Source organism: Asanoa sp. NPDC049573, from assembly GCF_040676615.1.
Taxonomy (GTDB): domain Bacteria; phylum Actinomycetota; class Actinomycetes; order Mycobacteriales; family Micromonosporaceae; genus Asanoa.
In genome coordinates this window covers 81,275-102,615 of the sequence record NZ_JBFAPI010000017.1, presented here as the reverse complement: position 1 = coordinate 102,615, position 21,341 = coordinate 81,275, and the positions used below count along the sequence as shown (strand labels likewise).

Sequence of the window (21,341 nt, the reverse complement as noted above, 5' to 3'; positions counted from 1 at the left end):
GTCACTTACCCGAGGTGAGGACGACGGCGATCCGGTCGGCGTCGGCGAGCAGCACGACGGCCGCCACGTCGGCCGCGTCCAGCGCGAGGTAGACCGTCGCGTTGGTGCGGTCGAGGGCCATGTCGATGACGGTGCCCTCGTAGCGGGTGACCGCCGCCGGTGCGCCCTTCTCCGGCGTGCCGACCAGGATCACGTGGTCGCCGGGCAGCAGCCGCCGGGCCGGCACCTGGTTGGCCCGCAGGCCCAATGCGACCTGTTGCTGACCGCCGGTGAGCAGCGGCTTGTCGGTGAGCTGGGCCCGGGCCAGCAACGTGCCCGGCACCAGCGAGACCAGCGCCCGCTTGCCGACGACCTGGGCCTGCTGGTCGGCCGGCACGGGCGTCAGCCCGGCACCGCCGGCCACCTGCACGGTCACCAGGTCGTCGGCGGTCAGCGTGGTGCCCTGCGGCACCGCACGCGCCACGGCCAGGTAGGAACCGGTCGCCTTGACCGAGGTGATGGCGAACGCGGCGCCGAGGCCGCCGAGCGCGATCAGCAACACCGCCAGCCCGAGCAGCCCGGGGCGCATCCGGCGTTGCCGGATGACCTTGGGCGGGGCGATCGGTGCCGGGGTCGGCAAGGCGGCGTTGCGGGTCGGCGTCGCGGTCACTTGGTCACCACCTGAAGCTCGTCGATCTGGATCTGCGCGGTGTTCTCCCGCGTGACGTTGGGGATCACGCCGTTGTCGCCGCCGGCCACCCAGGTGACCGTCCACGTTGTCGTCGCGGTGACCGTGTAGGTGTCGGCCGCGGAGTAGCCCTTGAATCCACAGGTCGGCGACTCGCCGCCCTGGCGCGCGTAGGGCGTGCCGGGGTTGGTGCAGGTGACCGGCGTCTTGCCGTCGCCCATGTCCCAGGTGATCTTGCCGACGACCGCGGTCAGGTTGACCGTGACGCCGCGTTCGGACTCGCTGGCGGTCAGCGGCCCCCAGGTGCTGGCGTTGTCGCCGGGGTCGTCGTCGGCCGGGACCCAGAGCCAGATCGGCAGGCCGACGAGGCCGGGGCCGACGGCCGGGTCGGGCGCGATGCCGATGGCCGGTGGCTGCAGGTCGAGGCTGGCCAGCGCACGGGCCGCCAACTCGGCTGGGTCGGGCGGCGCCGCGAACCCGGGCGGCGGGTCGTCGAGCAGCACCGGCTCGCCACCGGCCAGCCCGCCGGCGCCGCAACTGCGGGTGTAGGACGTCTTGCCCTCCGGCACGCCGGCCGGTTGCGGCTCGGTGACCCGGTAGTAGCAACCGTCGGACGGGTTGAACCAGCCGAGCAGGTCGTCGTAGCAGTCGACCACTTCGCCGTCGCGCATGCACGGGCCGGCGCTGCCGCCACCGTCGCCGCCGCCGGGCCCGCCGCCGCCACCGGGCTTGGGTGGCTTGCCGCCGCCCTCGCCCCAGCCGTCGCAGGTGGTCTGGTTGGGCGGGCATTCCGCGCCGCCGTCGTCGGCGATGGCGGCGGCCGTGCCGGCGAGGACCAGCGCGAGGCTCGCGGTCAGCGCGCCGATCCTGGTCAGCCGGCGCGCGGTCAGCACGGCTGGTCCCGGTGCGCGATGCCCGAGTCGATCAGCCAGCGGCCGTCGGGATAGCGACTGGCGGTCGCCGTGGCGATGTAGCGGCCGGCGGCTTGACCGGGCACGGCCTTCTTGGTCTTCTTGTCGACCATCGCGTAGCCGGTGGCGTCGATGCAGTCTTGAATCGACACGGTCGCCGGCACCGAATCCAAGCTCACGGCGGTTATGCGTGGGTCGGAAATGAGTTTGCCGGTACGCATCGCACCGTGCTCCTTAATGTCACGAATAGACGTTCGGACGCGGGTCAGCAGTGGGTCGCCTAGATATTTCTTCAGGTCTGGATAGTTGGGGTCGGGAATAGCTTCGGCCTTTCGGGCGGCCGACAGATATCCGGCGTACGCGGCGAGCGCCGACTTGGTCGCGGCGGCGGTTTCGGGATTGGCCGTGGAAGCGGTGTCGGGGTAGTCGAATGCGGCGGTCGACGGCGGCTCGGAACCGCAGGCGGCCAGCGCCGCCGTCAGCGCGACGGCGACTGCGGCGCTCGCCAGTCGTGGTGCGGGCACGGTGCATCCTCCCTGCGTCGCCTGGGACCGTGGGCGAAACTGGGCACGGGTTAACTAAGGGTCGGACCATGATCGGACCGCGATTAGCATTTATTAACTTGGATCATCAAAGCAGCGGCTGGCGGAGTCACACCGGCCGCTAAAAGGTCGGTAGTGCAACACCCGAGGGCCGAGCATAGGCTGACGATCGCCGATGCAACAGAGGTCATCTCAAATAACACGTAGGGTCACGGCGGCGGCTGTGACCGGGCCGGAAGGATCACCGATGACGCCGTTTTTCGGGTGGCTGCGACACCCGGGTGCACGCGTCCCGCGCTTTCTATGGAGCGACGGACAGCGTGTGCGATTCAAACTTCGATATGCGCGAGACCGTCGGTTTGTGTCCGATTCGTCGATCGAGACGGACGCCAATCGTTGGCATGCGTTGTCCACAGGCGCCGGTTGTGCCGACGGTGCGGGGCAGGCGTCTCGAAGATCGACATGTGCGATCAACTCATCACTGTCCGTGAAGATGGGGCGATTGGCATGACGACGGGGGTACGCGTACGGACGGCACCGCGCCGGCTACCCGCGGTGTTGGTCACCCCGCTGCTGCGGTGGCTGGCGGTCAACCACGCCGTCCCGCCGGGCGAGCCGTGGTGCCGGTCGTGCACCGCCTGCGGTGCCGACCTCGGAGTCGACCTGCGTCCACGGGCGCGCTGCGCGGGGTGCGGCGGCCGGATCGGTCCGCTGCCGTGGTCCGTCGAGGTGCTGGTGGTGCTGGCGGCCGGGGTCGGCGTGCTCGCCGTACCCCTGCCGGTGGTGGCCGCCTACGCCTGGTGGGCCGCGCTGGCCATCCCGCTGGTGCTGGTCGACCTCGCCGTGCACCGCCTGCCCGACCGGCTGACACTGCCCGCCGCGGCCGGGGTGACAGTGCTGCTGGGCGTCGCCGCCGCGTTCGACGGCGCGGCCGACCGCTGGTGGCGGTCGCTGGCGGCGGGAGCGGCCGTCGGGCTCTTCTTCGCGACCACCACGGTGCTGTTGGGCCGGCGGGGATTCGGCCTCGGCGACGCCAAGCTGGCGCTGAGTTGCGCCGCGCTGCTGGGCTGGTTCGGCTGGGGTGCCGTGCTGCTCGGCCTGATGGCCGGCCTGCTGTTGTCGGCCCTGGTGAGCATCGCGCTGCTGGTCGCCGGCAAGGTGCGCTGGACGAGCCACCTGCCGTTCGGCCCGTTCCTGGTCGCCGGCACCGTCATCGGCCTTATTGTTGTCGGACCCCTGTCTTAGCGTGCTCGTGTGGTCACGATCGACGATGTTCGACGGCTCGCCAGCACCCTGCCGCGGGCCTATGAGGTGCTGGTCCGCGACCGGGTCAAGTTCCGGGTCGGGCAAATCGTGTTCCTGGCCTTCTCGCGCGACGAGACCGTGATGGGCTTCGGCTTCCCCAAGGAGGAGCGGGAGGGGCTGGTCGCCGCCGAGCCGCACAAGTTCCTCATGCCCGTCCCGTCCGACGAGCGCTACAACTGGGTCCAGGTCAGGCTGGCGGAGCTCGACGAGGCCGAGATGCGCGAACTCGTTCTCGACGCCTGGCGGATGTGCGTCCCCAAGCGGGTCGCCCGAGAGTTCCTGGAGGCGAGATAACGTCCGATGAGTGACAACGGAGACGATGGTCGGGTTCGGCCGCAAGCAGGCGTGGTTGGCGATCCGCGGCCGTGACCCCGGCGCGGTGGTCGACGCCCTCGGCCTGCGCGACCTGGGGCCGGCACCCTGGCGTGAGGGTGTCGACCTCGCCCACCTGACCGACGACCGGCTGGCGGTGACCCCGCCGCTGGCCGGTGCCCGCGACAACGAGTGGATCCTGGTGGCGGGCCGGCGGCTGTTCACCATCCCGAGCACGGTCGAGGCCGTCGCGCTGTCGGTCGCGTTGGAGACCGAGGTGCAGTTCTTCGCCACCCACCGGGTCGGCGAGCAACATCGCTGGGTCCGCGCGGTCGACGGGGTGCTGGTGCGCGCCTTCGACTTCGTCGGTGAGACCGGCACGGTCACCGAGTGGCGCGGCGATCCTGACGACGCCGAGCGCTCGCTCGGCATCCCGGAGGCGGCCCCCGAAGACGCCGAAGACCTCCTGGTCGGCGAAGACGACGTGACACGCCTGGCCGCCCGGTGGAGCGTCGACCCGACCGCCCTCGACGGCCGACCCGCTCCGGGCCCGTTGCACGTCGCGGCCGCCCCGGAATAGCCGGCCGCCCCGGATGAGCCGCAGCCAAGGAATGAGCGGCTGCCCCGGAATGAGCGGCTGCCGCGGAATGAGCGGCTGGCCCGGAATGAGCGGCTGCCCCGGAATGAGCGGCTGCCCCGGAATGAGCGGCTGCCGCGGATGAGCCGCCGCCCTGGAATGAGCCCCGCCCCGGAGCGAGCGGCTGCCCCGGAGGGAGCGGCTGGCCCGGAGGGAGCGGCTGCCCCGGAATGAGCGGCTGCCGCGGAATGAGCGGCTGCCGCGGATGAGCCGCCGCCCTGGAATGAGCCCCGCCCCGGAGGGAGCGGCCGCCCCGGAATAAGTCGGGCCCACGCGGGCGGCGGCCTACAAGCGGAACGAGAGGTCGGGCGTGATCGACTGGGTATCCATCTGGGCCTTCTGCAGGCGGCCTGAATAGTCCCAGTTCATCGACTGCCAGCGGGTGAACTGGTCGAGCACCCACATGCCCGACTGGCGGGAGCCGTTGCCGGACCTGCCGTTGCCGCCGAAGGGCAGGTGGGCCTCGGCGCCCGAGGTGGAGTTGTTGACGCTGACCATGCCGGCCGAGACGCCGGCCCGGAAGGTGAACGCCGCCCGCGGGTCGTTGGTGTAGATCGACGACGAGAGGCCGTAGCCGGGCGCGTTGGCCAACTCGATCGCCTCGTCGAGATCCCGGTAGGGCATGACGCCGACGATCGGGCCGAACGTCTCCTCCCGGAACAGGCGGTCGTCCGGCCGGACGCCGGCCACCAGCACCGGGTGGTAGAACAGGCCGGTCGTGGGGTCGCCGGCGAATCCCGCACGGGGGTTTTCCGGCGTGATCCGGCCGCGTGGGCCGGCCACCCGGTGGTGGTCGCCGATCCAACCCAGGTATTCCTCGTAACGCGTCGCGAACCGCTCGGCCAGCATCGGTCCATAAAGGACGTCTTCCCGGGTCGGGTCGCCGATCACCGCGTCGGAGAGGGCCTTGCCGAGGGACTCGACGAACGATTCGTACACCGACTCGTGCACGATCGCCGTGCCCAGCGACGTGCAGCGCTGGCCCGCGGTGCCGAAGCCGCCGAAGAGCGCGCCCTCCACCGCCAGCGACAGGTCGGCGTCGGGAGCGACCACCATCGGGTTCTTGCCACCCAGCTCCAGGCACGGGGTCTGCAGGTGGCGGCCGGTCAGCTCGCCGATCGGGCGCCCACCGCCGACGAGCCGGTGAAGCCGACCTTGTCGACCAGGCCCGCGTCGAGCGCGTCGGACAGGCCGGCGAAGGTGGCCGCACCGTCGGCGTCGACGACCTCGAACACGCCCGCCGGCACGCCGGCCCGGCGGACCAGGGCGCCGAGGGCGGCGGCAGACGCGGACGCGTACTCGGCGGGTTTCCAGACCACCGCGTTGCCGCAGAGCAGCGCGGGCACCAGGTACCACGACGGGACCGCGACCGGGAAGTTGCCGGCCGTGATGATCGCGGCCACCCCGACCGGCACCCGGAACGTGAAGAGCTGCTTGTCGGGCATCTCGCTGGCACGGTCTGGCCGTAGAGGCGACGGCCCTCGCCGAGGAAGAAGTCGCAGGTGTCGATGATCTCCCGCACCTCGCCGCGGGCCTCCACGATCGGCTTGCCGATCTCGCGGGTGACCAACTGCGCGAGTGCCTCGAGGTTGGCGCGGACCAGGGCGCCCAGGTTGCCGATGACCTGGCCGCGCACCGGCGCCGGCACGGCCGCCCACCGTGACTGCGCGGCCCGGGCGGCTCGGCAGGCGGCCACGAAGCCGGCGGCGTCGGTCAGCGGCACCTCGGCCACCACGTCGTCGAGCCGGGCCGGGTTGACGGAGCGGTAGGTCGTCATGACCCACACATTACGGAGTGAGCTGGCCCAGGTAGGGCGGCAGGTGCAGGCCGTCGCGGATCGCCCGCTGCACGGTGGCCGGGTCGGGCCGGGCGTCGACGGTGAGCACGTATTCCTTGCGCCGGAACAGTTCCAGCACCGGTTCGGTCTTGCCGTAGTAGTCGCGCAGCCGGGCCCGCAGCGCCTCCGGGGTGTCGTCGGCGCGGGTGATCAGGTTGCCGCCGCAGACGTCGCACTTGCCCTCGACCTCGGGCCGGTCGGAGATGAGGTTGTAGTCCATGCCGCAGTTGGCGCAGAGCCGGCGGCTGAGCACCCGGTGCGCCACGTCTTCGTCGGGCAGGTCGAGGTGGATCACCCCGTCGATGTCGTAGCTCTCCAGGAAGAACTCGGCCTGGCGGACGTTGCGCGGAAAGCCGTCGATCAGGAAGCCGTAGTTCCAGTCGTGCTGCTGGAGCCGCTCGCGCACGATCGACTCGACCAGGTCGTCGCTGACCAGCTCGCCGGCGGTCATCGTGCGGCGCACCAGAGCGCCGATCTTGGTGTGCTGCTGGACGTGCCAGCGCAGGATGTCGCCGACGCTGATGTGGGTCAGGTCGAGTTCGCGGCTCATCAGGGTGCTCTGGGTGCCCTTGCCGCTGCCCTGCACACCCATGATCACGTACTTCCGCATGCGCAAACGGTCCCATCCGCCGCCGGGCCGTGCCAACTGATTCAGTGGATCCAATTACTGGAACGTATCGTTCCGTTCTGTTAGTCTGAAGCGGAACGGACCAGAACGTTCCGAACGAAGGTGAGCGATCATGAACCCCTACCGCCTCGATGTGCCCCAGGCCGACCTCGACGACCTCCGCGCACGCCTCGCACAGACCCGCTGGCCGTTCGCCCTGCCCGGCGCCGAGTGGTCCCGCGGTGTCCCGGTCGACTACCTGCGGGACCTGACCGCCTACTGGGCCGACGGCTACGACTGGCGCGCGCAGGAGCGGCGGATCAACGAGCTGCCGCAGTTCACCGCGGAGATCGACGGCCAGCGCGTGCACTTCCTGCACGCCCGCTCGCCGGAACCCGGCGCGCTGCCCCTCCTGCTCAACCACGGCTGGCCCGGCTCGATCCTCGAGTTCCTCGACGTGGTCGGCCCGCTGACCGACCCGCGGGCGCACGGTGGTGACCCGACCGACGCGTTCCACGTGGTGATCCCGTCGATTCCCGGCTTCGGTCTCTCCGGCCAGGTGACCGAGGCCGGCTGGGACAGTCGCCGGATCGCCGGCGCGTTCGCCGAGCTGGTGCGCCGCCTCGGCTATTCGCGCTACGGCGCGCAGGGTGGCGACTACGGCGCCTTCATCGCGCCGGACCTGGGCCGGGTCGACGCCGAACACGTCGCGGGCATCCACGTCAACGCGGCCACGGTCGGCTTCATCCCGTTCGGCGAGGTGCCGGCGGAGGAGCAGGCCACGATGACCGACGCCGAGCGGGTCCGGGTCGGTCGGCTGGCCAACTATCTGCAGGACATGAACGGCTACTTCCAGATCCAGGCGACCCGACCCCAGACCCTGTCGTACGCACTGGCGGATTCACCGGTCGGCCAGCTCGCCTGGATCGTGGAGAAGTTCCAGGAATGGACGCACGGCGGCAAGCTGCCGGAAGACGTGGTCGACCGCGACAAGATCCTGACCAACGTGATGCTCTACTGGCTGACCAACACGGCCGGCACCTCCGCCAACCTCTATTACGAGAGCATGCACAGCGGCAACTGGCCCACCCCGAGCGGTGTGCCGACCGGGGTCGCCGTGTTCGCCGAAGACGTGTCGATCCGCCGCTACGCCGAGCAGAGCAACACGATCACCCACTGGTCGGAGTTCGACCGCGGCGGCCATTTCGCCGCCCTCGAAGCGCCCGACCTGTTCGTCGACGACGTCCGCGCGTTCTTCCGGACGGTGCGCTAACTGTCCGCGTCGCCGGCCTGGTCACGCAAGGTCGCGACATCCGGCTCGGCCAGGCCGGCCACACCGCTCACCCGGTGCTGGTCGGCCTGGTCGTCGATCCACTTGGTGTGTGCCTCCCAGGCCGCCTGCTTGCTGGTGCCCAGCGCGGCGCCGATCTGTGTCCACGAGGCACCGGCGGCGCGGGCCGTGCGGACGCTGAGTTGCCGGCCGTAGTGCGCCTTGCGGGCCAGCACCTCGCTCAGCGCGAGCAACTCGAGCGCCTCGTGCCGGCCGAGCGTCGGCTCGCCCAGAGCCTCCCAGGTGCGCAGCTGGTCGAAGCGGGCGACGGCGGTGGCCAGCGTGTGCTCCAACTCGAGCAGGTCGGGCGTCATGCCAGCAAGGCTGCCGTCAAGCCAGCCTGACGTCAAGGCGTGTTCGCTGCGGGCGAAGCGGCCCGGGCGTCCAGTGCGGACGCCCGGGCACGCTCCTCGCCGACACTGCGCGCGATCGCTTCCGCGAGCGAGCGGAACGCCGGGTCGGCGCCGGCGTTCTGCTCTCCGGTGCAGAGTCGGGAGGTCTGGTCGAGATGCGCGATCACCACGGCCGCGAACTCGCGGTCGAACTTCTTGCCGGTCGCACCGGTCAAGGCGGCGGTCTGCGCGGCCGTGGGCATGCCGGGCATCTCGTGCTGGAGGTGCGGGTTGTCGCTGGGCAGTGTGACCCCGGCAGCCAACCCCCGTAGCGAATCGAGTTCGGCCGCTCGCGCGCGCCGGGTCACCGAGGCGAACAACTGCACGGCCGGGTCGCCGGATCTCGGCGGCACCAGGTCGAGCACGGGCAGCAGTCGCTCGTTCATCGCGATCAGCAGTTGCAACCAGGCGATGTCGGTGGTGTTCGGCCCGGTCGACGACGGGCCGGGCGCGGGCGCCATGCCAGCGCGGTCGGGCTTCGTGCAGCCGCCGACCACGGCGAGCGGAACGAGCGCGAGCACGGCGCGGCGGCGGATCATCGGTCAGCTCCTCGACGGGGACGGTCGTCGGTGAGAGATCTTGGGTTGTCGATGGATTTCTGCGAGAGAGCGCTCTCGCCGATGGCCAGTTTGTGCGACACTACGATGCGTGTCAATCCCTGGAAAGCGCTCCCCCAGATATTGACGAGAACCGAACCGCGGTGAAAACTCAGAGCCGCTCGGAGAGCGCTCTCCGAGCACCACGCCCCCGTCCCGGCGTGCATACCGCGCGCGCCGCCTATCCCCGTTAGGCAGGCACATGAGACCCGTCGCACCACCCCCCGTCGCACCACCGGACCCACCGCCGCCGCCCCGCCGTCGCCCGACCCGGCGCCACGCGGCCCTCGCCGGCCTGGCCGCCGCCGCGCTGGTGGCCGCCGCACTGACCGTCTCCTCCGCGGCGAGCGCCGCGGACGCGGTCATCTCGCAGGGCAAGCCGGCCACCGCCTCGTCGGTGGAGAACGCGGCCTTCCCCGCCACGGCCGCCGTCGACGGCAACGCCGGCACCCGGTGGGCCTCGGCGTTCAGCGATCCACAGTGGATCCGCGTGGACCTCGGCGCCACGGCCACCATCACCCAGATCACCCTGAACTGGGAGGCGGCGTACGCCCGCTCCTTCCAGATCCAGACCTCGCCCGACGGCAACACCTGGACCAACATCTACACGACCACAACGGGCGCCGGCGGCACGCAGGTGTTGCCGGTCAGCGGCAGCGGCCGCTACGTGCGGCTCAACGGCACGGTCCGGGCCACGGCCTACGGCTACAGCCTGTTCGAGTTCCAGGTGCACGGCACGTTCGGCGGCAGCAACCCGCCCGGTGGCTGCGGCACCACCAACGCCGCGCAGGGCAAGCCGGCGACCGCGTCATCGGTGCAGAACGCCGGCTTCCCGGCGACCGCCGCCGTCGACGGCAACGCCGGCACCCGGTGGTCGTCGGCCGCGTCCGATCCACAGTGGATCCGGGTCGACCTGGGCAGCACGCAGAGCATCTGCCAGGTGGTGCTGCAGTGGGAGGCCGCGTACGCGACCGCCTTCCAGATCCAGACCAGCACCAACGACTCGACCTGGACGACCGTCTACAGCGCCACGTCGGCCACCGGCGGCACGCAGACGCTCAACGTCACCGGCAGCGGCCGGTATGTGCGAATGAACGGCACCGCCCGGGGCACCGGCTACGGCTACTCACTCTGGGAGATGCGGATCTACACCGGCACCGGCACCAACCCCACCGACCCGCCCACCAGCGAGCCGCCGACCGGCACACCGGTCGAACCCACGGACCCACGCAACCCCAACTTCGGGCCCAACACCATCGTGTACGACCCGTCGACGCCGACCGCGACCATCCAGAGCCGGCTCAACAGCATCTTCACCCAGCAGGAGCGCAACCAGTTCGGCCCGGAGCGGTATGCCGTTCTGTTCAAGCCGGGCACCTACACGGCCGACGTCAACCTCGGCTTCTTCACCCAGGTCGCGGGGCTCGGCATGTCGCCCGACGACGTCAACCTCAACGGGCATGTGCGCGCCGAGGCGTTCTGGATGGGCGGCAACGCCACCCAGAACTTCTGGCGGTCGGCCGAGAACCTGAGCGTCACCCTGCCGGCCGGCGTCAGCGTCGAGCGGTGGGCGGTCTCCCAGGCGGCCCCGTACCGCCGGATGCATCTTCGTGGCGGTGGCAACCAGATCCAACTCTGGAACGGCGGCGACGGCTGGTCGAGCGGCGGCTTCATGGCCGACACCAAGATCGACGGCGCAGTCGTCTCCGGCTCGCAGCAGCAGTGGTACTCGCGTAACAGCGAGTTCGGCTCGTGGAGCGGTTCGGTCTGGAACATGGTGTTCCAGGGCGTGACCGGCGCGCCGCCCAACCACTTCCCGAACCCGTCCCACACGGTCATCGCCAACACGCCGACCGTGCGCGAGAAGCCGTTCCTCTACATCGACGGCACCGGCGAATACCGGGTGTTCGTGCCCGCGCTGCGCGCCAACTCGACCGGCACCACCTGGTTCAACAAGACGCCGGCGGGCTCGTCGCTGTCGCTGTCGACGTTCTTCATCGTGCGGCCGGGCACCCCGGTCGCCACCATCAACAGCGCGCTGTCGCAGGGCAAGAACCTGCTCTTCGCGCCCGGCGTGCACCACGTCACCTCGCCGATCCAGGTCAACCGGGCCGACACGGTCGTCCTGGGTCTTGGCCTGGCCACCATCCAGGCCGACAACGGCTCGGTGGGCATGCGGATCGCCGACGTCAACGGCGTCAAGGTCGGCGGGATCATGTTCGAGGCCGGCGAGACCAACTCGCCGGTGCTGATGGAGGTCGGCCCGCCCGGATCCTCCGCCGACCACGCCGCCAACCCGGTCTCGCTGCACGACGTGTTCTTCCGCATCGGTGGCGCGGGCGTCGGCCGTGCGACCAACACGTTGACCGTCAACAGCGACGACGTCATCGGCGACCACATGTGGCTGTGGCGCGCCGACCACGGCGACGGGGTGGGCTGGTCGGTCAACACGGCCGACACGGGCCTGACCGTCAACGGCGACGACGTGACCATGTATGGCCTGTTCGTCGAGCACTTCCAGAAATATCAGACGGTCTGGAACGGCGAGCGCGGCCGGACCTACTTCTACCAGAACGAGTTCCCCTACGAGATGCCCAACCAGGCCGCCTGGATGAACGGCTCGACGAGGGGTTACGCCGCCTACAAGGTCAACGACGCGGTCAACGAGCACTTCGCGATCGGGCTCGGTTCCTATTGCGTGTTCACCTTGGACCCGTCGGTGGTCGCGGAAAGATCCTTCGAGGTGCCCACCAAGACGGGCGTGCGGTTCCAGAACATGGTGACTGTCTCGCTCGGCGGTGCGGGCACGATCAACCACATCATCAACAACGCCGGGGGTACGGCTCGCGCCGGTGCCGAGATCCAGTACCTCAACAACTACCCGTGAGGTCAGTCCGCTGACAGCACCTGATTGATCGCGTGTTCGCCGGCATCCGCCAAACCGGGGTGGATGTCGGCGAACACGGCTATCGCCGTGCCGATCGCGAGCGCCCAGGCCCGGGCGCGCTGCCAGGTGGCGTCGTCGGCCTCGATGCCGGCCTGGAAGGCGGCCCGCCCCTCGGCGTCGAAGACCAACCAGGCGGCGGCGAGGTCGGTGGCCGGGTCGCCGGCGGTCAGGTCCCCGAAGTCGAGCACGGCCGCAAGCGTCGCCGGCTGGCCGCGCAAGACGAGGTTGGCCGGGTGCGGGTCGCCGTGTAGCCAGACCTTGGGCCCGGTCCACTCGGGCGCGGTCCGCAGTTCGTCCCAGAGCGCGCGAAGCTCGTCTTCGCGCTCCAGCTTCCCGCCGGTGAGCCGATCATGGATCTGCTCGTCGCGGACGGCCAGCGGCACGCCGCGCACCGGGTTGGCGGGCGCGTCGCCGGGAGCGACGACGTGCAGCCGGTTCATGAACTCGGCCAGTTCGCCGGCCATCGCCCGCCGCTCGACGACCGGCACGAGCGACGCGATCTCACCCTCGAACCACCGACAGATCGACCACGGCCAGGGATAGCCCTCGCCGGCCGCGCCGACCCGGACCGGCGCGGGCACGCTGACCGCAAGCCGCTCGGCGATGGCAGGCAGCCACCGCTGCTCGTTGACCAACAGCCGCACCGCCACCTGCCGCCGCGGCAACCGCACACAAAGATCGTCGCCAACCCGCACGATCGTGTTGTCCCACCCGTTGGCGACCAGCCGAAGTGGACGGTCGGCGAGATCAGGATGCTGCGCCCGCAACAGCCGCTCAACCAGCTCGAGGGTGACGTCGATGTCGGCGACAGGAGCACTCATGCCCCCATTCTCCGGCCGCGGCGCCAGCGGGCTGCGGTCGAGGTGGCCGCATCTAGCCGACGAAGGGTTTGTCCTGGCGGTGGACGGCATCGCGCAGGACGGGTACGTCAGGGGCGAACAGTGGCGCCGGCAGTCGATCGAGCGGGAACCAGCCGAGTTCGGTGGCCTCGCCGTCCGGCGTGGCGGTCCTGCTTCGCGGCCTGCCCAGGAACACCGCGCCGACGAAGTGCATGACCGCGCCGCCGGGGTACCGATGGGTCTGTGTAGCGGGATCGCTGTAGAGGCCGAGGAGGCCGTCCAGATCGACGTCCCACCCGGTCTCTTCCCTGCATTCGCGTCGGGCCGCCTGCTCCCAGGTCTCTCCGGGCGCCATGCCGCCGCCAGGCAGGCCCCAGGTGCCTTCGCCGTTACGCCGCATGAGCAGAACCCGGTCGCGCTCATCGAGGACGACGACGCCGCAGCAGACCCGAAGCTCGATCTTCTCTCCGCTCATCGAGCGATCCTGTCAGACGGGGCATCCACGGCCGACCGCGCGATCGGCGGCCCGCGTCACGGTTGCAGGGGGACGCGGCGGGGCCGGACGACTCGGCGCGTGATCCTCCAGCCGTCGTCGCTGAGCTTGAGAGTGTCCTCGTAGGTTCCGCTCGCGACGGACCCGTCAGCCATCACGCCGAGGTACTTGGACAGGGCCTGGACCGTTCCGTCCGCCGCTTCGTCGAGGACGATGTTCGTGACGTGGTGGGCCAACGGATTCGCCTCGCCGAGTTCGAGTGCGGCATCCCGCGCGCCGGCCAGCCCGGCGAGGACGCCACCGCCGAGGGCGCTGACGTCGTAGGCGACGTCCTCGGTGAACAGGTTGGGCATGTTGGCGAAGTCGCCACGGTCGGTCAGGTGGCCATGCAGGTTGATGACGTCTTCGATGGCGAACCGGTCCTCGGTGCTCAGCATCGCGTGCCCCTCATTCATCTGGGGTCGTCCCCGTTTCGTTGCCGTACCATATTCGGGGATGTCCCCAGATAGCAAGCGCCGACCTCGATCCGACGCCCAGCGCAACAGAGAACGCCTGATCATCGCGGCGCGTGAACTCGTGGCGGAGGTCGGCAGCGAGGTCGCCCTCGACGACGTCGCACGGCGCGCGGGCGTCGGCAACGCGACGCTGTACCGGCACTTCCCGACCCGGGCCGAGCTGCTGGCCGCCCTGTATGCCGACGAGGTGACGGCGCTCTGCGACTACGGCGACCGGCTCCTCGCCGCCCCCGCACCGGTCGAGGCGCTCTTCGCCTGGCTCGACGGGTTCGTCGTCCACGTGGCGACCAAACGCCCGCTCGCCTTGGCGGCCACCGATGTCCGGGACGGACGCCGCACCCCGATGTTCGAGGAATGGCACGCCGCCATCACGACCACGGCTGGCGCCCTGGTGCGACGTGCGCAACCGGCGCTCCGGCAGGACATCACGGCCACCGACGTGCTGGCACTCGCCAGCGGCGCGGCACTCACCACCGACGCCGAGAACGCACGCCGCCTGGTCGCACTGCTCCGTACCGGTCTGACCGCATAGTGCACGGGGCTCTCACGCCGACGACCGCGCCACCAGGGTCGGCTCGAAGATGACGGTCTGGGGGATCAGCTTCGGGTTGTCGATGTGGGCGATCAGCAGGCGGGCGCTTTCCGCGGCCATGTCCTCCAGCGGCTGGCGGACGGTGGTGAGGGGCGGTCGGGCCGCGAGCGCCGCGCTGCTGTCGTCGAAGCCGACCACCGCGATGTCGTCCGGGACGCGGTGGCCGAGTTCGCGCAGCACGCTCAGTGCACCCTGTGCCATCAGGTCGTTGGCCACGAACACACCGTCGAGGTCCGGGTGGTCGGTGATCAGCCGGCGCATCGCCGCGTCGCCGCTCTCGTGCGTGAAGTTGCCCTCGACCGATGGGATGGCGTTGCCGGAAAGCGCGGCCCGGAAACCGGCCGCGCGGTCGGCGCTCGCCGGCACGTGTGCCGGTCCGGTGATCATGCCGAGCCGGTGCCGCCCGACCGCGACGAGATGGTCGGCGGCCAGGGCGGCGCCGCGGTCGTTGGCCACGTCGACGTAGCTGATCGGCGTGGGCGTCGCCGGGCGGCCGATCACCACCCCGGGGACGCCCGCGTCGATCAGTAGCGCCGGGAGGGTGTCGTCGGGGTGCAGGGAGAGGACCACGGCACCGTCGGCCTGGCCCTGGCGGAGGTCGCCGACAAGGCGCTTGCGGGCCTCGTCGGTGCCGACCAGTTGGAGTCCCAACTGCATCCGCGCGGGGCGCAACGTGCTGAGCAGGCCGCCGACCACCCGGCCGAAGAACGGGTCGCTGAAGAAGCGGCTCATGAACGGGTCGTCGTCGTGCGTCTCCGCGTCCGAGACGACCAGGGCGATCGTGCCCGTGCGCCGGGTGACCAGGGAGCGGGCGGCGCGGTTGGGTACGTAACCGGTGGCCTGCACGGCGTTCCAGACCACCTCGTGCAACTCGGGGTTGACGTTGCGGATGCCGTTGATCACGCGGGAGACGGTGGCCCGGGACACGCCCGCGACCTGGGCGACGTCTTCGAGCGTGGGCAGGCGCGCGCCGTCGGTGGTCACGTGTGCTTCCTATGATCAGGGGAGAGCGCTCTCCGCGCCGGGCCTCGTCAGCGTAACAGCCGATCGATCTACGGCGGGTTCAGCAGCGGACGGAAGGCGGCCCTGAACAGGCGCGGGCCGACCAATCTCAGGACGGTGTCGCGCACCGGCGGTGGCAGGTGGCGCGCCATGTCGCGGCGGCGGGTCTGGTCGCGGACCCAGCGGGCGCGGGGGATCCGGCGGCGGGCGTAGCCAGCGATGTCATGCAGATGATCGGCCAGCAGGAGAGCGTCTTCGAGCGCGAGCGCCGCACCCTGGGCCATGTTGGGCGAGTAGGCGTGCGCGGCGTCGCCGATCAGCACGCTCTTGCCGCGGGTCACCGAGTCGAGGAAGACCTCCTCGAACAGGTCGGCCCGGATCCCCTTGGCCTGCAGCGCGTGCGCCGCACCCAGGCCGGCGATCCCGGCGCCGACGATCAACACGCGCGGATCCGTCATGTCACACAGTCTGTCAACGAAGCGGCAGCGGTCCTACATAGACCCACGAGCCGTCCTGGCGTACGAAGCGGCTCCGCTCCTGCAGTTCGTCTGTCCGGCCGCCCTGCCGGTAGACGGCGCGGAACTCCACGACGCCGGTCGGGTCGGCCGGCCCGCCCTTGGCCGTGTCGAGCACCTCGAGGCGGATCCAGCGTTGCGCCGGGTCGAGGTCGAGCGACTCGGGTCGGGTCGTGCGGTGCCAGGTGCGAAGCAGATAGTCGGCATCGCCCAGGGCGAATGCGCTGAACCGCGACCGCATCAGCCGCTCGGCGGTCGGTGCGGCGGCCACGCCGCGGTGCGGCGGGCCGCAGCACTCGTCATAGCCGAGGCCGGACCCGCAGGGACAACGTGCCATCCCGCCATTCTCGCGAAGACGCGTGGGCGGCCGCGGGACCCCCGACCCGCGACCGCCCACCAGGGGTTCAGCTAACTTCCCGCCGGAGCAGGCGGGTCAGGCCGAGCACGGTCGGCAGCAGGACCCACAGCCCGACCGACGCGGCGAGCTTGGCCCACTCGCCACCGCTCAGGGCCGCGTCGTCGAACAGCGGCGTCGACGTCACGCTCAGGTCGAGCCATTCGCTGGTGCTCTTCAGGCCGGAGATGAGGCCGGTGAGCAGCGACCAGACGGTCGGGACCACGAAGTAGAGCACGATCGCGACGGCCGAGTTCATGAACAGCATGCCGAAACCGATGCCGAACAGAACGTTGATCACGCTGAACAGCACCGCGTAGCCGAGCAGCATCGCGCTGAACGACCAACTGCCCGCCGCGCTGTCCATGCCGCCCGCGATCGCGTTGCCGATCGCGGCGAAGACCAGGCCGGGCAGCACCGCGAGGACGCCGAGGACCACGGCGGCCAGCACCTTCGCGCCGGCGATCCGCTGGCGCTGTGGGGTGAGGGCGAAAGTGGTCAGCGCCGTGCGCTGGCTCCACTCGCTGGTCACCGACAGGATGCCGAGGACCGGCAACAGGATCGCGGTGGGGAACATCGTCGACTGGAACAGGTTCTTGAACGTCTGGTCGGCCGGGTGGGCGGCGAAGAGCTGGATCACCACCACGGCCACGGAGACCAGCGCGGTGATCACCATCAACCAGAGGCCGGCCCGGGTGTCAGCCATCTTGCGCAACTCGACGCCGGTGAGCCGGGCCAGGCTCGGCCGGGTGAAGGTACGGGTCGACGCGCTCGGCGTACGGGTGGCGGTCAGCGTCGCGGTCATCGCGCGGTCTCCTTGGGCTCGCCGGCGGTCAGGGTCAGGAACAGCTCTTCCAGGCCGCCGGTGTCGACCGGGCGCAGCTCCAGCAGCACCGCCGAGATGCTCGCCGCCACCTGCCCGACCTCTTCCGCCTCGGCCTGCACGGTCAGTGCACCGTCGGCGCCCGCGGTGACGGCGAGGCCGGCCCGCTCCAGCGCCGTCCGCAGCGTGGCGGTGTCCAGTGCCCGCACCCGGACACCGCCCGCCGCCAACAACTCCGCCTTGGTGCCGTTGGCCACGATTCGACCGCCCCCGATGACCACGAGTCGATCCGCGACCGCCTCCACCTCACGGAGCAGGTGTGACGAGAGCAACACGGTGCCGCCCCGATCGGCGAAGTCACGCAGCAGGCCCCGCATCCAGAAGATGCCCTCCGGGTCGAGCCCGTTGGCCGGCTCGTCGAGGATCAGCACCCGCGGGTCGCCGAGGAAGGCGTGCGCGATGCCGAGCCGCTGCCGCATGCCCAGCGAGTAGCCGCGGACGCGCCGGGTCGCCGCCGGGCCGGCCAGTCCCACCAGCTTCAGCAGTTCGTCGACCCGCGCCGAGCCCACCCCCTGCGTGCGGGCCGACAGGGTCAACACCTCGCGCCCGGTCCGGCCCGGGTGCTGCGCGGAGGCATCGAGCAGGACCCCGACCTCGCGGGCCGGGTTGGGCAGTTGCCGGTAGGGCCGCCCGGCGACCATCGAGGCGCCGGCGGTCGGTGGGGTGAGCCCGGTGATCATGCGCATCGTGGTCGACTTGCCCGCGCCGTTGGGGCCCAGGAAACCGGTCACGGTGCCAGGAGCGCACTCGAACGACACGTCGTTGACGGCCGTGTGAGCCCCGTAGCGCTTCGTCAAGCTGGTCACACTGATCATGCCGATAAGCCTGCGGCCGCCGGGTGGTCGAGCGCGTCGGGCCAAGGACGATCGCCGGGCGCCGAAGGTAGCCGACCGATACCGACTTTGGTCGTATGCCGATCGCGCCGGTTCGCTCGTACCCTTTGCTCATGAGTGCGGCGACCCGGGTCGGGCCGGACATACCGTCCCTGTTGCCGGGTGGGCTCCTCCAAACCGTCGACGCGGAGCGCCCGGTTCGGCGGCGATCCACCCGCGACTGGGTCGTCGACTCGATCATCTTCCTGGTGGCCGTCACCACGGTCGCTCTTTTCACGGCCAGCGTGTGGAACGACGACAGCCTGGCCGTCTGGGGCCGCTGGCTCGACATCGGCCTGGGCGCGGTGTCGCCCTTCCTGCTCTGGTTCCGCCGCCGCTGGCCGGCCGCGATCGCGCTGATCATGGTGCCGGTCGGCGGGGTGTCGCTGACCGCGGCGGCCGCCGGCCTGATCACGTTGTTCACCGTCGCCGTTCATCGCCGGGTCGGCATCTCGGCCCCGATCGCGCTGCTCAGCGCGGCCACGACGCCGATCTTCCTGGCCTGGCGCCCCGATCCGGACCTGCCCTACTGGTTGGTCACCGCGTTCGCCGTGCTGTCCACCTTCGCCGTGTTCGCCTGGGGAATGTTCGTCCGGGCCCGTCGCCAACTCGTGGTGTCGCTGCACGACCGGGCCGTGCGGGCCGAGTCCGAGCAGCAACTCCGGGTGGCGCAGGCCCGCCATCTCGAGCGGACCCGGATCGCCCGCGAGATGCACGACGTGCTGGCACACCGGATCTCGCTGCTCAGCCTGCACGCCGGCGCCCTGGAGATCCGCCCCGACGCACCGCCGGACGAGGTCGCCAGGGCCGCCTCGGTGATCCGGGGCAGCGCACACCAGGCGCTGCAGGACCTGCGCGAGGTGATCGGCGTGCTGCGCGAAGAGGACGGCGAGCCGATCAAGCCACAGCCGACGCTGGCCGACGTGTCGGCGCTGATCGAGGAGTCGCGCGGTGCGGGCATGAAGGTGCGGGTCGACTGCCAGGTCGACGACCTCGACGCGGTGCCGGCGGCGGTCGGGCGCAACGCGTACCGCATCGTCCAGGAGGGTTTGACCAATGCCCGCAAGCACGCCGCGGGCGTGCTGGTCGACATCCATTTCGAGGGTACGGCCGGCAACGGGTTGACCGTCTCCGTCCGCAACGCGGCTCCGGTGGGCTCCCCGGCGACCATCCCGGGCGCCGGCACCGGCATCGTCGGCCTGGTCGAGCGGACCGGGCTGGCCGGCGGCCGGCTGACCCACGGCCGCACCGACACGGGCGACTTCGAACTGCGCGCCTGGCTACCGTGGCCGGCATGACCGACAACCCCGTGCGGGTCCTGATCGTCGACGACGACCCGCTGGTCCGCGCGGGCCTCTCGATGATCCTCGGTGGCACCGCCGAGCTGAGCGTGGTCGGCGAGGCCGCCGACGGCTCCGAGGTCGCGGCCGCGGTGGCGGCGGTCTCGCCCGACGTCGTGCTGATGGACATCCGGATGCCGAAGATGGACGGCCTGACCGCCACGGAGCGGCTGCGCCGGGTCGCGGGCGCGCCCGAGGTGCTGGTGCTGACCACCTTCGAGGCCGACGAGTACGTGCTGCGCGCGCTACGGGCCGGCGCCAGCGGCTTCCTGCTCAAGGACACGCCTCCGGCCGAGATCGTGCAGGCGGTGCGCCGGGTCGCGGCCGGCGAGCCGATCCTGTCGCCCCGGGTGACCCGCAGGCTGATCGCTCACGTCGCCGACGACGGCGCCGACGCCCGCCGCAAGCGGTCCCGCGAGTTGCTCGCCAGGCTGAGCGAGCGCGAGGTCGAGGTCGCGGTCGCCGTCGGCCGGGGTCTGTCCAATGCGGAGATCGGCGCCGAGTTGTTCATGAGTGTGGCCACGGTCAAGGCGCACATGACCCGGATGCTGACCAAACTCGACCTCAACAACCGGGTGCAGGTCGCCCTCCTCGCACAGGATGCGGGATTGACCTGAGCAACCCCTAGTATTTGCGTGGTGACCGAGCCAACTCCCGACGAGCCCGCGGTGCGGGTCACCACCCTGGAGCTCTTCTTCGACCTCGTGTTCGTCTTCACGATCACGCAGCTCACCGACGTGCTGGCCGAGCATCTCGACTGGCACACATTGGGCGAGTCGGTGCTGATGCTGGGGCTCATCTGGTGGATGTATTCGGGCTATGCCTGGCTGACCAACGCCGTGGCGCCGAGCAGCACGTTCCGCCGAAGCATGCTGCTGATCGGCATGGCCGGGTTCCTGGTCATCGCGCTGTCGATTCCCGAGGCGTTCGGTGACAACGGCTGGGCGTTCGGCGTCGGCTATCTGATCGTCAGCCTGGTGCACAGCGTGTTGTTCCTGCGCTCGGCCGGCCTGGGTGGTTACCAGGCCGCGAGCCGTTTCGCGCCAGTCAACCTGATCTCCGCCGGTCTGGTGCTGGCCGGCGGCCTGCTGCCCGAGGAGCACCGGGCCGCGTGGTGGGGCGGCGCCATGGTGGTCCAGTTCTTCGTTCCCTATATCCGGCGCATCGGTGTGCTGGTGCTTATCGCCGGTCACTTCGTCGAGCGGCACGGGCTCGTCATGATCATTGTGATCGGCGAGTCGATCGTCTCGATCGGCCTCGGCTTCGTCGGCGTCGAACTCGACGGCTCGTCGTTGCTGGTCGCGCTGCTCGGCCTCGGCGTCGCCTACTACTTCTACTGGGCCTACTTCGCAGGCGACGACGAACGCTCGGTCGAGGCGCTGCGGGGCATCGCCAATCCGGTCCACAAGGCCCGGGTGGCGGTGTGGGCCTGGGGATACGCCCACTTCCCGATGATCATCGGAATCATCCTGTTCTCGGCCGGCATCAAGAAGGCGATCCCGGCCGCCTTCGACCCCCTCAAGCTCAACGCCGCCCTCGCGCTGGCGGTCGGCGCCGCCGGGTTCATGGTCGGGCACGCCGCTTTCCTGATGCTGTTGCGGCTGCGGCAGGGCGTGATCCACCGACTGGTGGCGGCGGTGCTGGTCGTGTTCACCGTCTTCATCGGCCGGATCGACGCTACCGCGCAACTCGTCGCGATCCTGGTGGTCATGGCCGGTGCGCTGATCATCGAGGACGCACCGGCGGTGTTACGCAGTCGCAGCACCACTTTGCACACGTTCGGCCGCTGAGCGCTGTCCTTCCGTACGCTGGC

Annotated in this window: 23 protein-coding genes and 2 pseudogenes; 9 read left to right on the top strand and 16 right to left on the bottom strand. The window is 70.6% G+C overall.

Going from position 1 to position 21,341, the window contains the following annotated elements; genetic code table 11:
* Position 1: 1 nt before the first annotated feature.
* The 3 genes from AB0J74_RS30475 to AB0J74_RS30465 all read right to left on the bottom strand — a co-directional run bounded on the left by AB0J74_RS30475 (position 2) and on the right by AB0J74_RS30465 (position 2,087).
* Positions 2-568, bottom strand: a complete 567-nt coding sequence (locus tag AB0J74_RS30475) for an SAF domain-containing protein (protein WP_363454131.1) — start codon at positions 566-568, stop codon at positions 2-4.
* Between the two features lie 77 nt (positions 569-645).
* Positions 646-1,560, bottom strand: coding sequence for a hypothetical protein (locus AB0J74_RS30470; protein ID WP_363454036.1), 915 nt, complete (start codon positions 1,558-1,560; stop codon positions 646-648).
* Positions 1,554-2,087 (bottom strand): hypothetical protein, encoded by a 534-nt coding sequence (locus tag AB0J74_RS30465; protein WP_363454129.1) that lies wholly within the window; start codon positions 2,085-2,087, stop codon positions 1,554-1,556. The genes AB0J74_RS30470 and AB0J74_RS30465 overlap by 7 nt, the downstream gene beginning before the upstream one ends.
* A 540-nt stretch (positions 2,088-2,627) precedes the next feature.
* Between AB0J74_RS30465 and AB0J74_RS30460 the strand changes: the two genes are divergently transcribed.
* The 3 genes from AB0J74_RS30460 to AB0J74_RS30450 are packed head-to-tail and all read left to right on the top strand — an operon-like array spanning position 2,628 to position 4,317.
* The gene (locus AB0J74_RS30460) at positions 2,628-3,365 is read left to right on the top strand and encodes an A24 family peptidase (RefSeq protein ID WP_363454034.1); all 738 of its coding nucleotides are present in this window, start codon (positions 2,628-2,630) and stop codon (positions 3,363-3,365) included.
* 9 nt (positions 3,366-3,374) lie between these two features.
* Positions 3,375-3,719 (top strand): MmcQ/YjbR family DNA-binding protein, encoded by a 345-nt coding sequence (locus tag AB0J74_RS30455; RefSeq protein ID WP_363454032.1) that lies wholly within the window; start codon positions 3,375-3,377, stop codon positions 3,717-3,719.
* A 10-nt stretch (positions 3,720-3,729) separates the two neighbouring features.
* Entirely contained in the window at positions 3,730-4,317 is a 588-nt protein-coding gene (locus AB0J74_RS30450; protein WP_363454030.1) for a hypothetical protein, read from the top strand.
* 342 nt (positions 4,318-4,659) lie between these two features.
* Here AB0J74_RS30450 and AB0J74_RS30445 read toward each other — a convergent pair.
* The 3 genes and pseudogenes from AB0J74_RS30445 to AB0J74_RS30435 all read right to left on the bottom strand — a co-directional run bounded on the left by AB0J74_RS30445 (position 4,660) and on the right by AB0J74_RS30435 (position 6,821).
* A pseudogene (locus AB0J74_RS30445) lies at positions 4,660-5,819 on the bottom strand (aldehyde dehydrogenase family protein).
* A 62-nt stretch (positions 5,820-5,881) separates the two neighbouring features.
* Positions 5,882-6,151, bottom strand: a pseudogene (locus AB0J74_RS30440) (aldehyde dehydrogenase family protein); the annotation flags it as partial.
* 10 nt (positions 6,152-6,161) lie between these two features.
* Positions 6,162-6,821 carry a nucleoside monophosphate kinase gene (locus AB0J74_RS30435; protein WP_363454028.1) on the bottom strand — a complete coding sequence of 220 codons (660 nt, stop codon included), beginning with the start codon at positions 6,819-6,821 and terminating at the stop codon, positions 6,162-6,164.
* A 130-nt stretch (positions 6,822-6,951) separates the two neighbouring features.
* Here AB0J74_RS30435 and AB0J74_RS30430 point away from each other — a divergent pair, with 130 nt between their 5' ends.
* Complete coding sequence (locus AB0J74_RS30430; protein WP_363454026.1) at positions 6,952-8,091, top strand: epoxide hydrolase family protein; 1,140 nt, start codon at positions 6,952-6,954, stop codon at positions 8,089-8,091.
* Here AB0J74_RS30430 and AB0J74_RS30425 read toward each other — a convergent pair.
* Together AB0J74_RS30425 and AB0J74_RS30420 are read right to left on the bottom strand one after the other, a co-directional pair.
* Positions 8,088-8,462, bottom strand: a complete 375-nt coding sequence (locus AB0J74_RS30425) for a hypothetical protein (RefSeq protein WP_363454024.1) — start codon at positions 8,460-8,462, stop codon at positions 8,088-8,090. The two genes, AB0J74_RS30430 and AB0J74_RS30425, sit on opposite strands and share 4 nt — an antisense overlap.
* Positions 8,463-8,494: 32 nt before the next feature.
* Positions 8,495-9,079 (bottom strand): DUF305 domain-containing protein, encoded by a 585-nt coding sequence (locus AB0J74_RS30420; protein ID WP_363454022.1) that lies wholly within the window; start codon positions 9,077-9,079, stop codon positions 8,495-8,497.
* A 259-nt stretch (positions 9,080-9,338) separates the two neighbouring features.
* Between AB0J74_RS30420 and AB0J74_RS30415 the strand changes: the two genes are divergently transcribed.
* Entirely contained in the window at positions 9,339-12,023 is a 2,685-nt protein-coding gene (locus AB0J74_RS30415; protein WP_363454020.1) for a discoidin domain-containing protein, read from the top strand.
* Positions 12,024-12,025: 2 nt separating this feature from the next.
* Here AB0J74_RS30415 and AB0J74_RS30410 read toward each other — a convergent pair whose 3' ends face one another.
* Genes AB0J74_RS30410 through AB0J74_RS30400 form a run of 3 tightly spaced genes read right to left on the bottom strand, consistent with a single transcriptional unit; the run spans position 12,026 to position 13,852 of the window.
* Positions 12,026-12,904 (bottom strand): aminoglycoside phosphotransferase family protein, encoded by an 879-nt coding sequence (locus tag AB0J74_RS30410; RefSeq protein WP_363454018.1) that lies wholly within the window; start codon positions 12,902-12,904, stop codon positions 12,026-12,028.
* A gap of 52 nt (positions 12,905-12,956) precedes the next feature.
* Positions 12,957-13,397 (bottom strand): NUDIX domain-containing protein, encoded by a 441-nt coding sequence (locus tag AB0J74_RS30405; RefSeq protein WP_363454016.1) that lies wholly within the window; start codon positions 13,395-13,397, stop codon positions 12,957-12,959.
* Positions 13,398-13,453: 56 nt separating this feature from the next.
* The gene (locus AB0J74_RS30400; RefSeq protein ID WP_363454014.1) at positions 13,454-13,852 is read right to left on the bottom strand and encodes a nuclear transport factor 2 family protein; all 399 of its coding nucleotides are present in this window, start codon (positions 13,850-13,852) and stop codon (positions 13,454-13,456) included.
* Positions 13,853-13,910: 58 nt separating this feature from the next.
* Here AB0J74_RS30400 and AB0J74_RS30395 point away from each other — a divergent pair, with 58 nt between their 5' ends.
* On the top strand, positions 13,911-14,462 hold the full coding sequence (locus AB0J74_RS30395; protein ID WP_363454012.1) for a helix-turn-helix domain-containing protein: 552 nt from the start codon (positions 13,911-13,913) through the stop codon (positions 14,460-14,462).
* 12 nt (positions 14,463-14,474) lie between these two features.
* Here AB0J74_RS30395 and AB0J74_RS30390 read toward each other — a convergent pair whose 3' ends face one another.
* From AB0J74_RS30390 to AB0J74_RS30370, 5 genes are all read right to left on the bottom strand, one after another.
* Positions 14,475-15,506, bottom strand: coding sequence for a LacI family DNA-binding transcriptional regulator (locus AB0J74_RS30390; RefSeq protein WP_363454010.1), 1,032 nt, complete (start codon positions 15,504-15,506; stop codon positions 14,475-14,477).
* 68 nt (positions 15,507-15,574) lie between these two features.
* Positions 15,575-15,982, bottom strand: coding sequence for an FAD-dependent monooxygenase (locus tag AB0J74_RS30385; protein WP_363454008.1), 408 nt, complete (start codon positions 15,980-15,982; stop codon positions 15,575-15,577).
* A 13-nt stretch (positions 15,983-15,995) separates the two neighbouring features.
* A complete protein-coding gene (locus tag AB0J74_RS30380) occupies positions 15,996-16,376 on the bottom strand; it encodes a YchJ family metal-binding protein (RefSeq protein WP_363454006.1) in 381 nt (126 codons plus the stop codon).
* Between the two features lie 67 nt (positions 16,377-16,443).
* Positions 16,444-17,238 carry an ABC transporter permease gene (locus AB0J74_RS30375; RefSeq protein ID WP_363454004.1) on the bottom strand — a complete coding sequence of 265 codons (795 nt, stop codon included), beginning with the start codon at positions 17,236-17,238 and terminating at the stop codon, positions 16,444-16,446.
* A complete protein-coding gene (locus AB0J74_RS30370; protein ID WP_363454002.1) occupies positions 17,235-18,131 on the bottom strand; it encodes an ATP-binding cassette domain-containing protein in 897 nt (298 codons plus the stop codon). The genes AB0J74_RS30375 and AB0J74_RS30370 overlap by 4 nt, the downstream gene beginning before the upstream one ends.
* Before the next feature lie 131 nt (positions 18,132-18,262).
* On the opposite strand from AB0J74_RS30370, the gene AB0J74_RS30365 reads away from it, so the two are divergent.
* From AB0J74_RS30365 to AB0J74_RS30355, 3 genes are read left to right on the top strand one after another with little or no spacing between them, the layout of a single operon-like run.
* On the top strand, positions 18,263-19,486 hold the full coding sequence (locus AB0J74_RS30365; RefSeq protein ID WP_363454000.1) for a histidine kinase: 1,224 nt from the start codon (positions 18,263-18,265) through the stop codon (positions 19,484-19,486).
* Positions 19,483-20,145 carry a response regulator transcription factor gene (locus tag AB0J74_RS30360; protein WP_363453998.1) on the top strand — a complete coding sequence of 221 codons (663 nt, stop codon included), beginning with the start codon at positions 19,483-19,485 and terminating at the stop codon, positions 20,143-20,145. The genes AB0J74_RS30365 and AB0J74_RS30360 overlap by 4 nt, the downstream gene beginning before the upstream one ends.
* A 21-nt stretch (positions 20,146-20,166) precedes the next feature.
* Entirely contained in the window at positions 20,167-21,318 is a 1,152-nt protein-coding gene (locus AB0J74_RS30355) for a low temperature requirement protein A (RefSeq protein WP_363453996.1), read from the top strand.
* Positions 21,319-21,341 lie beyond the last annotated feature (23 nt).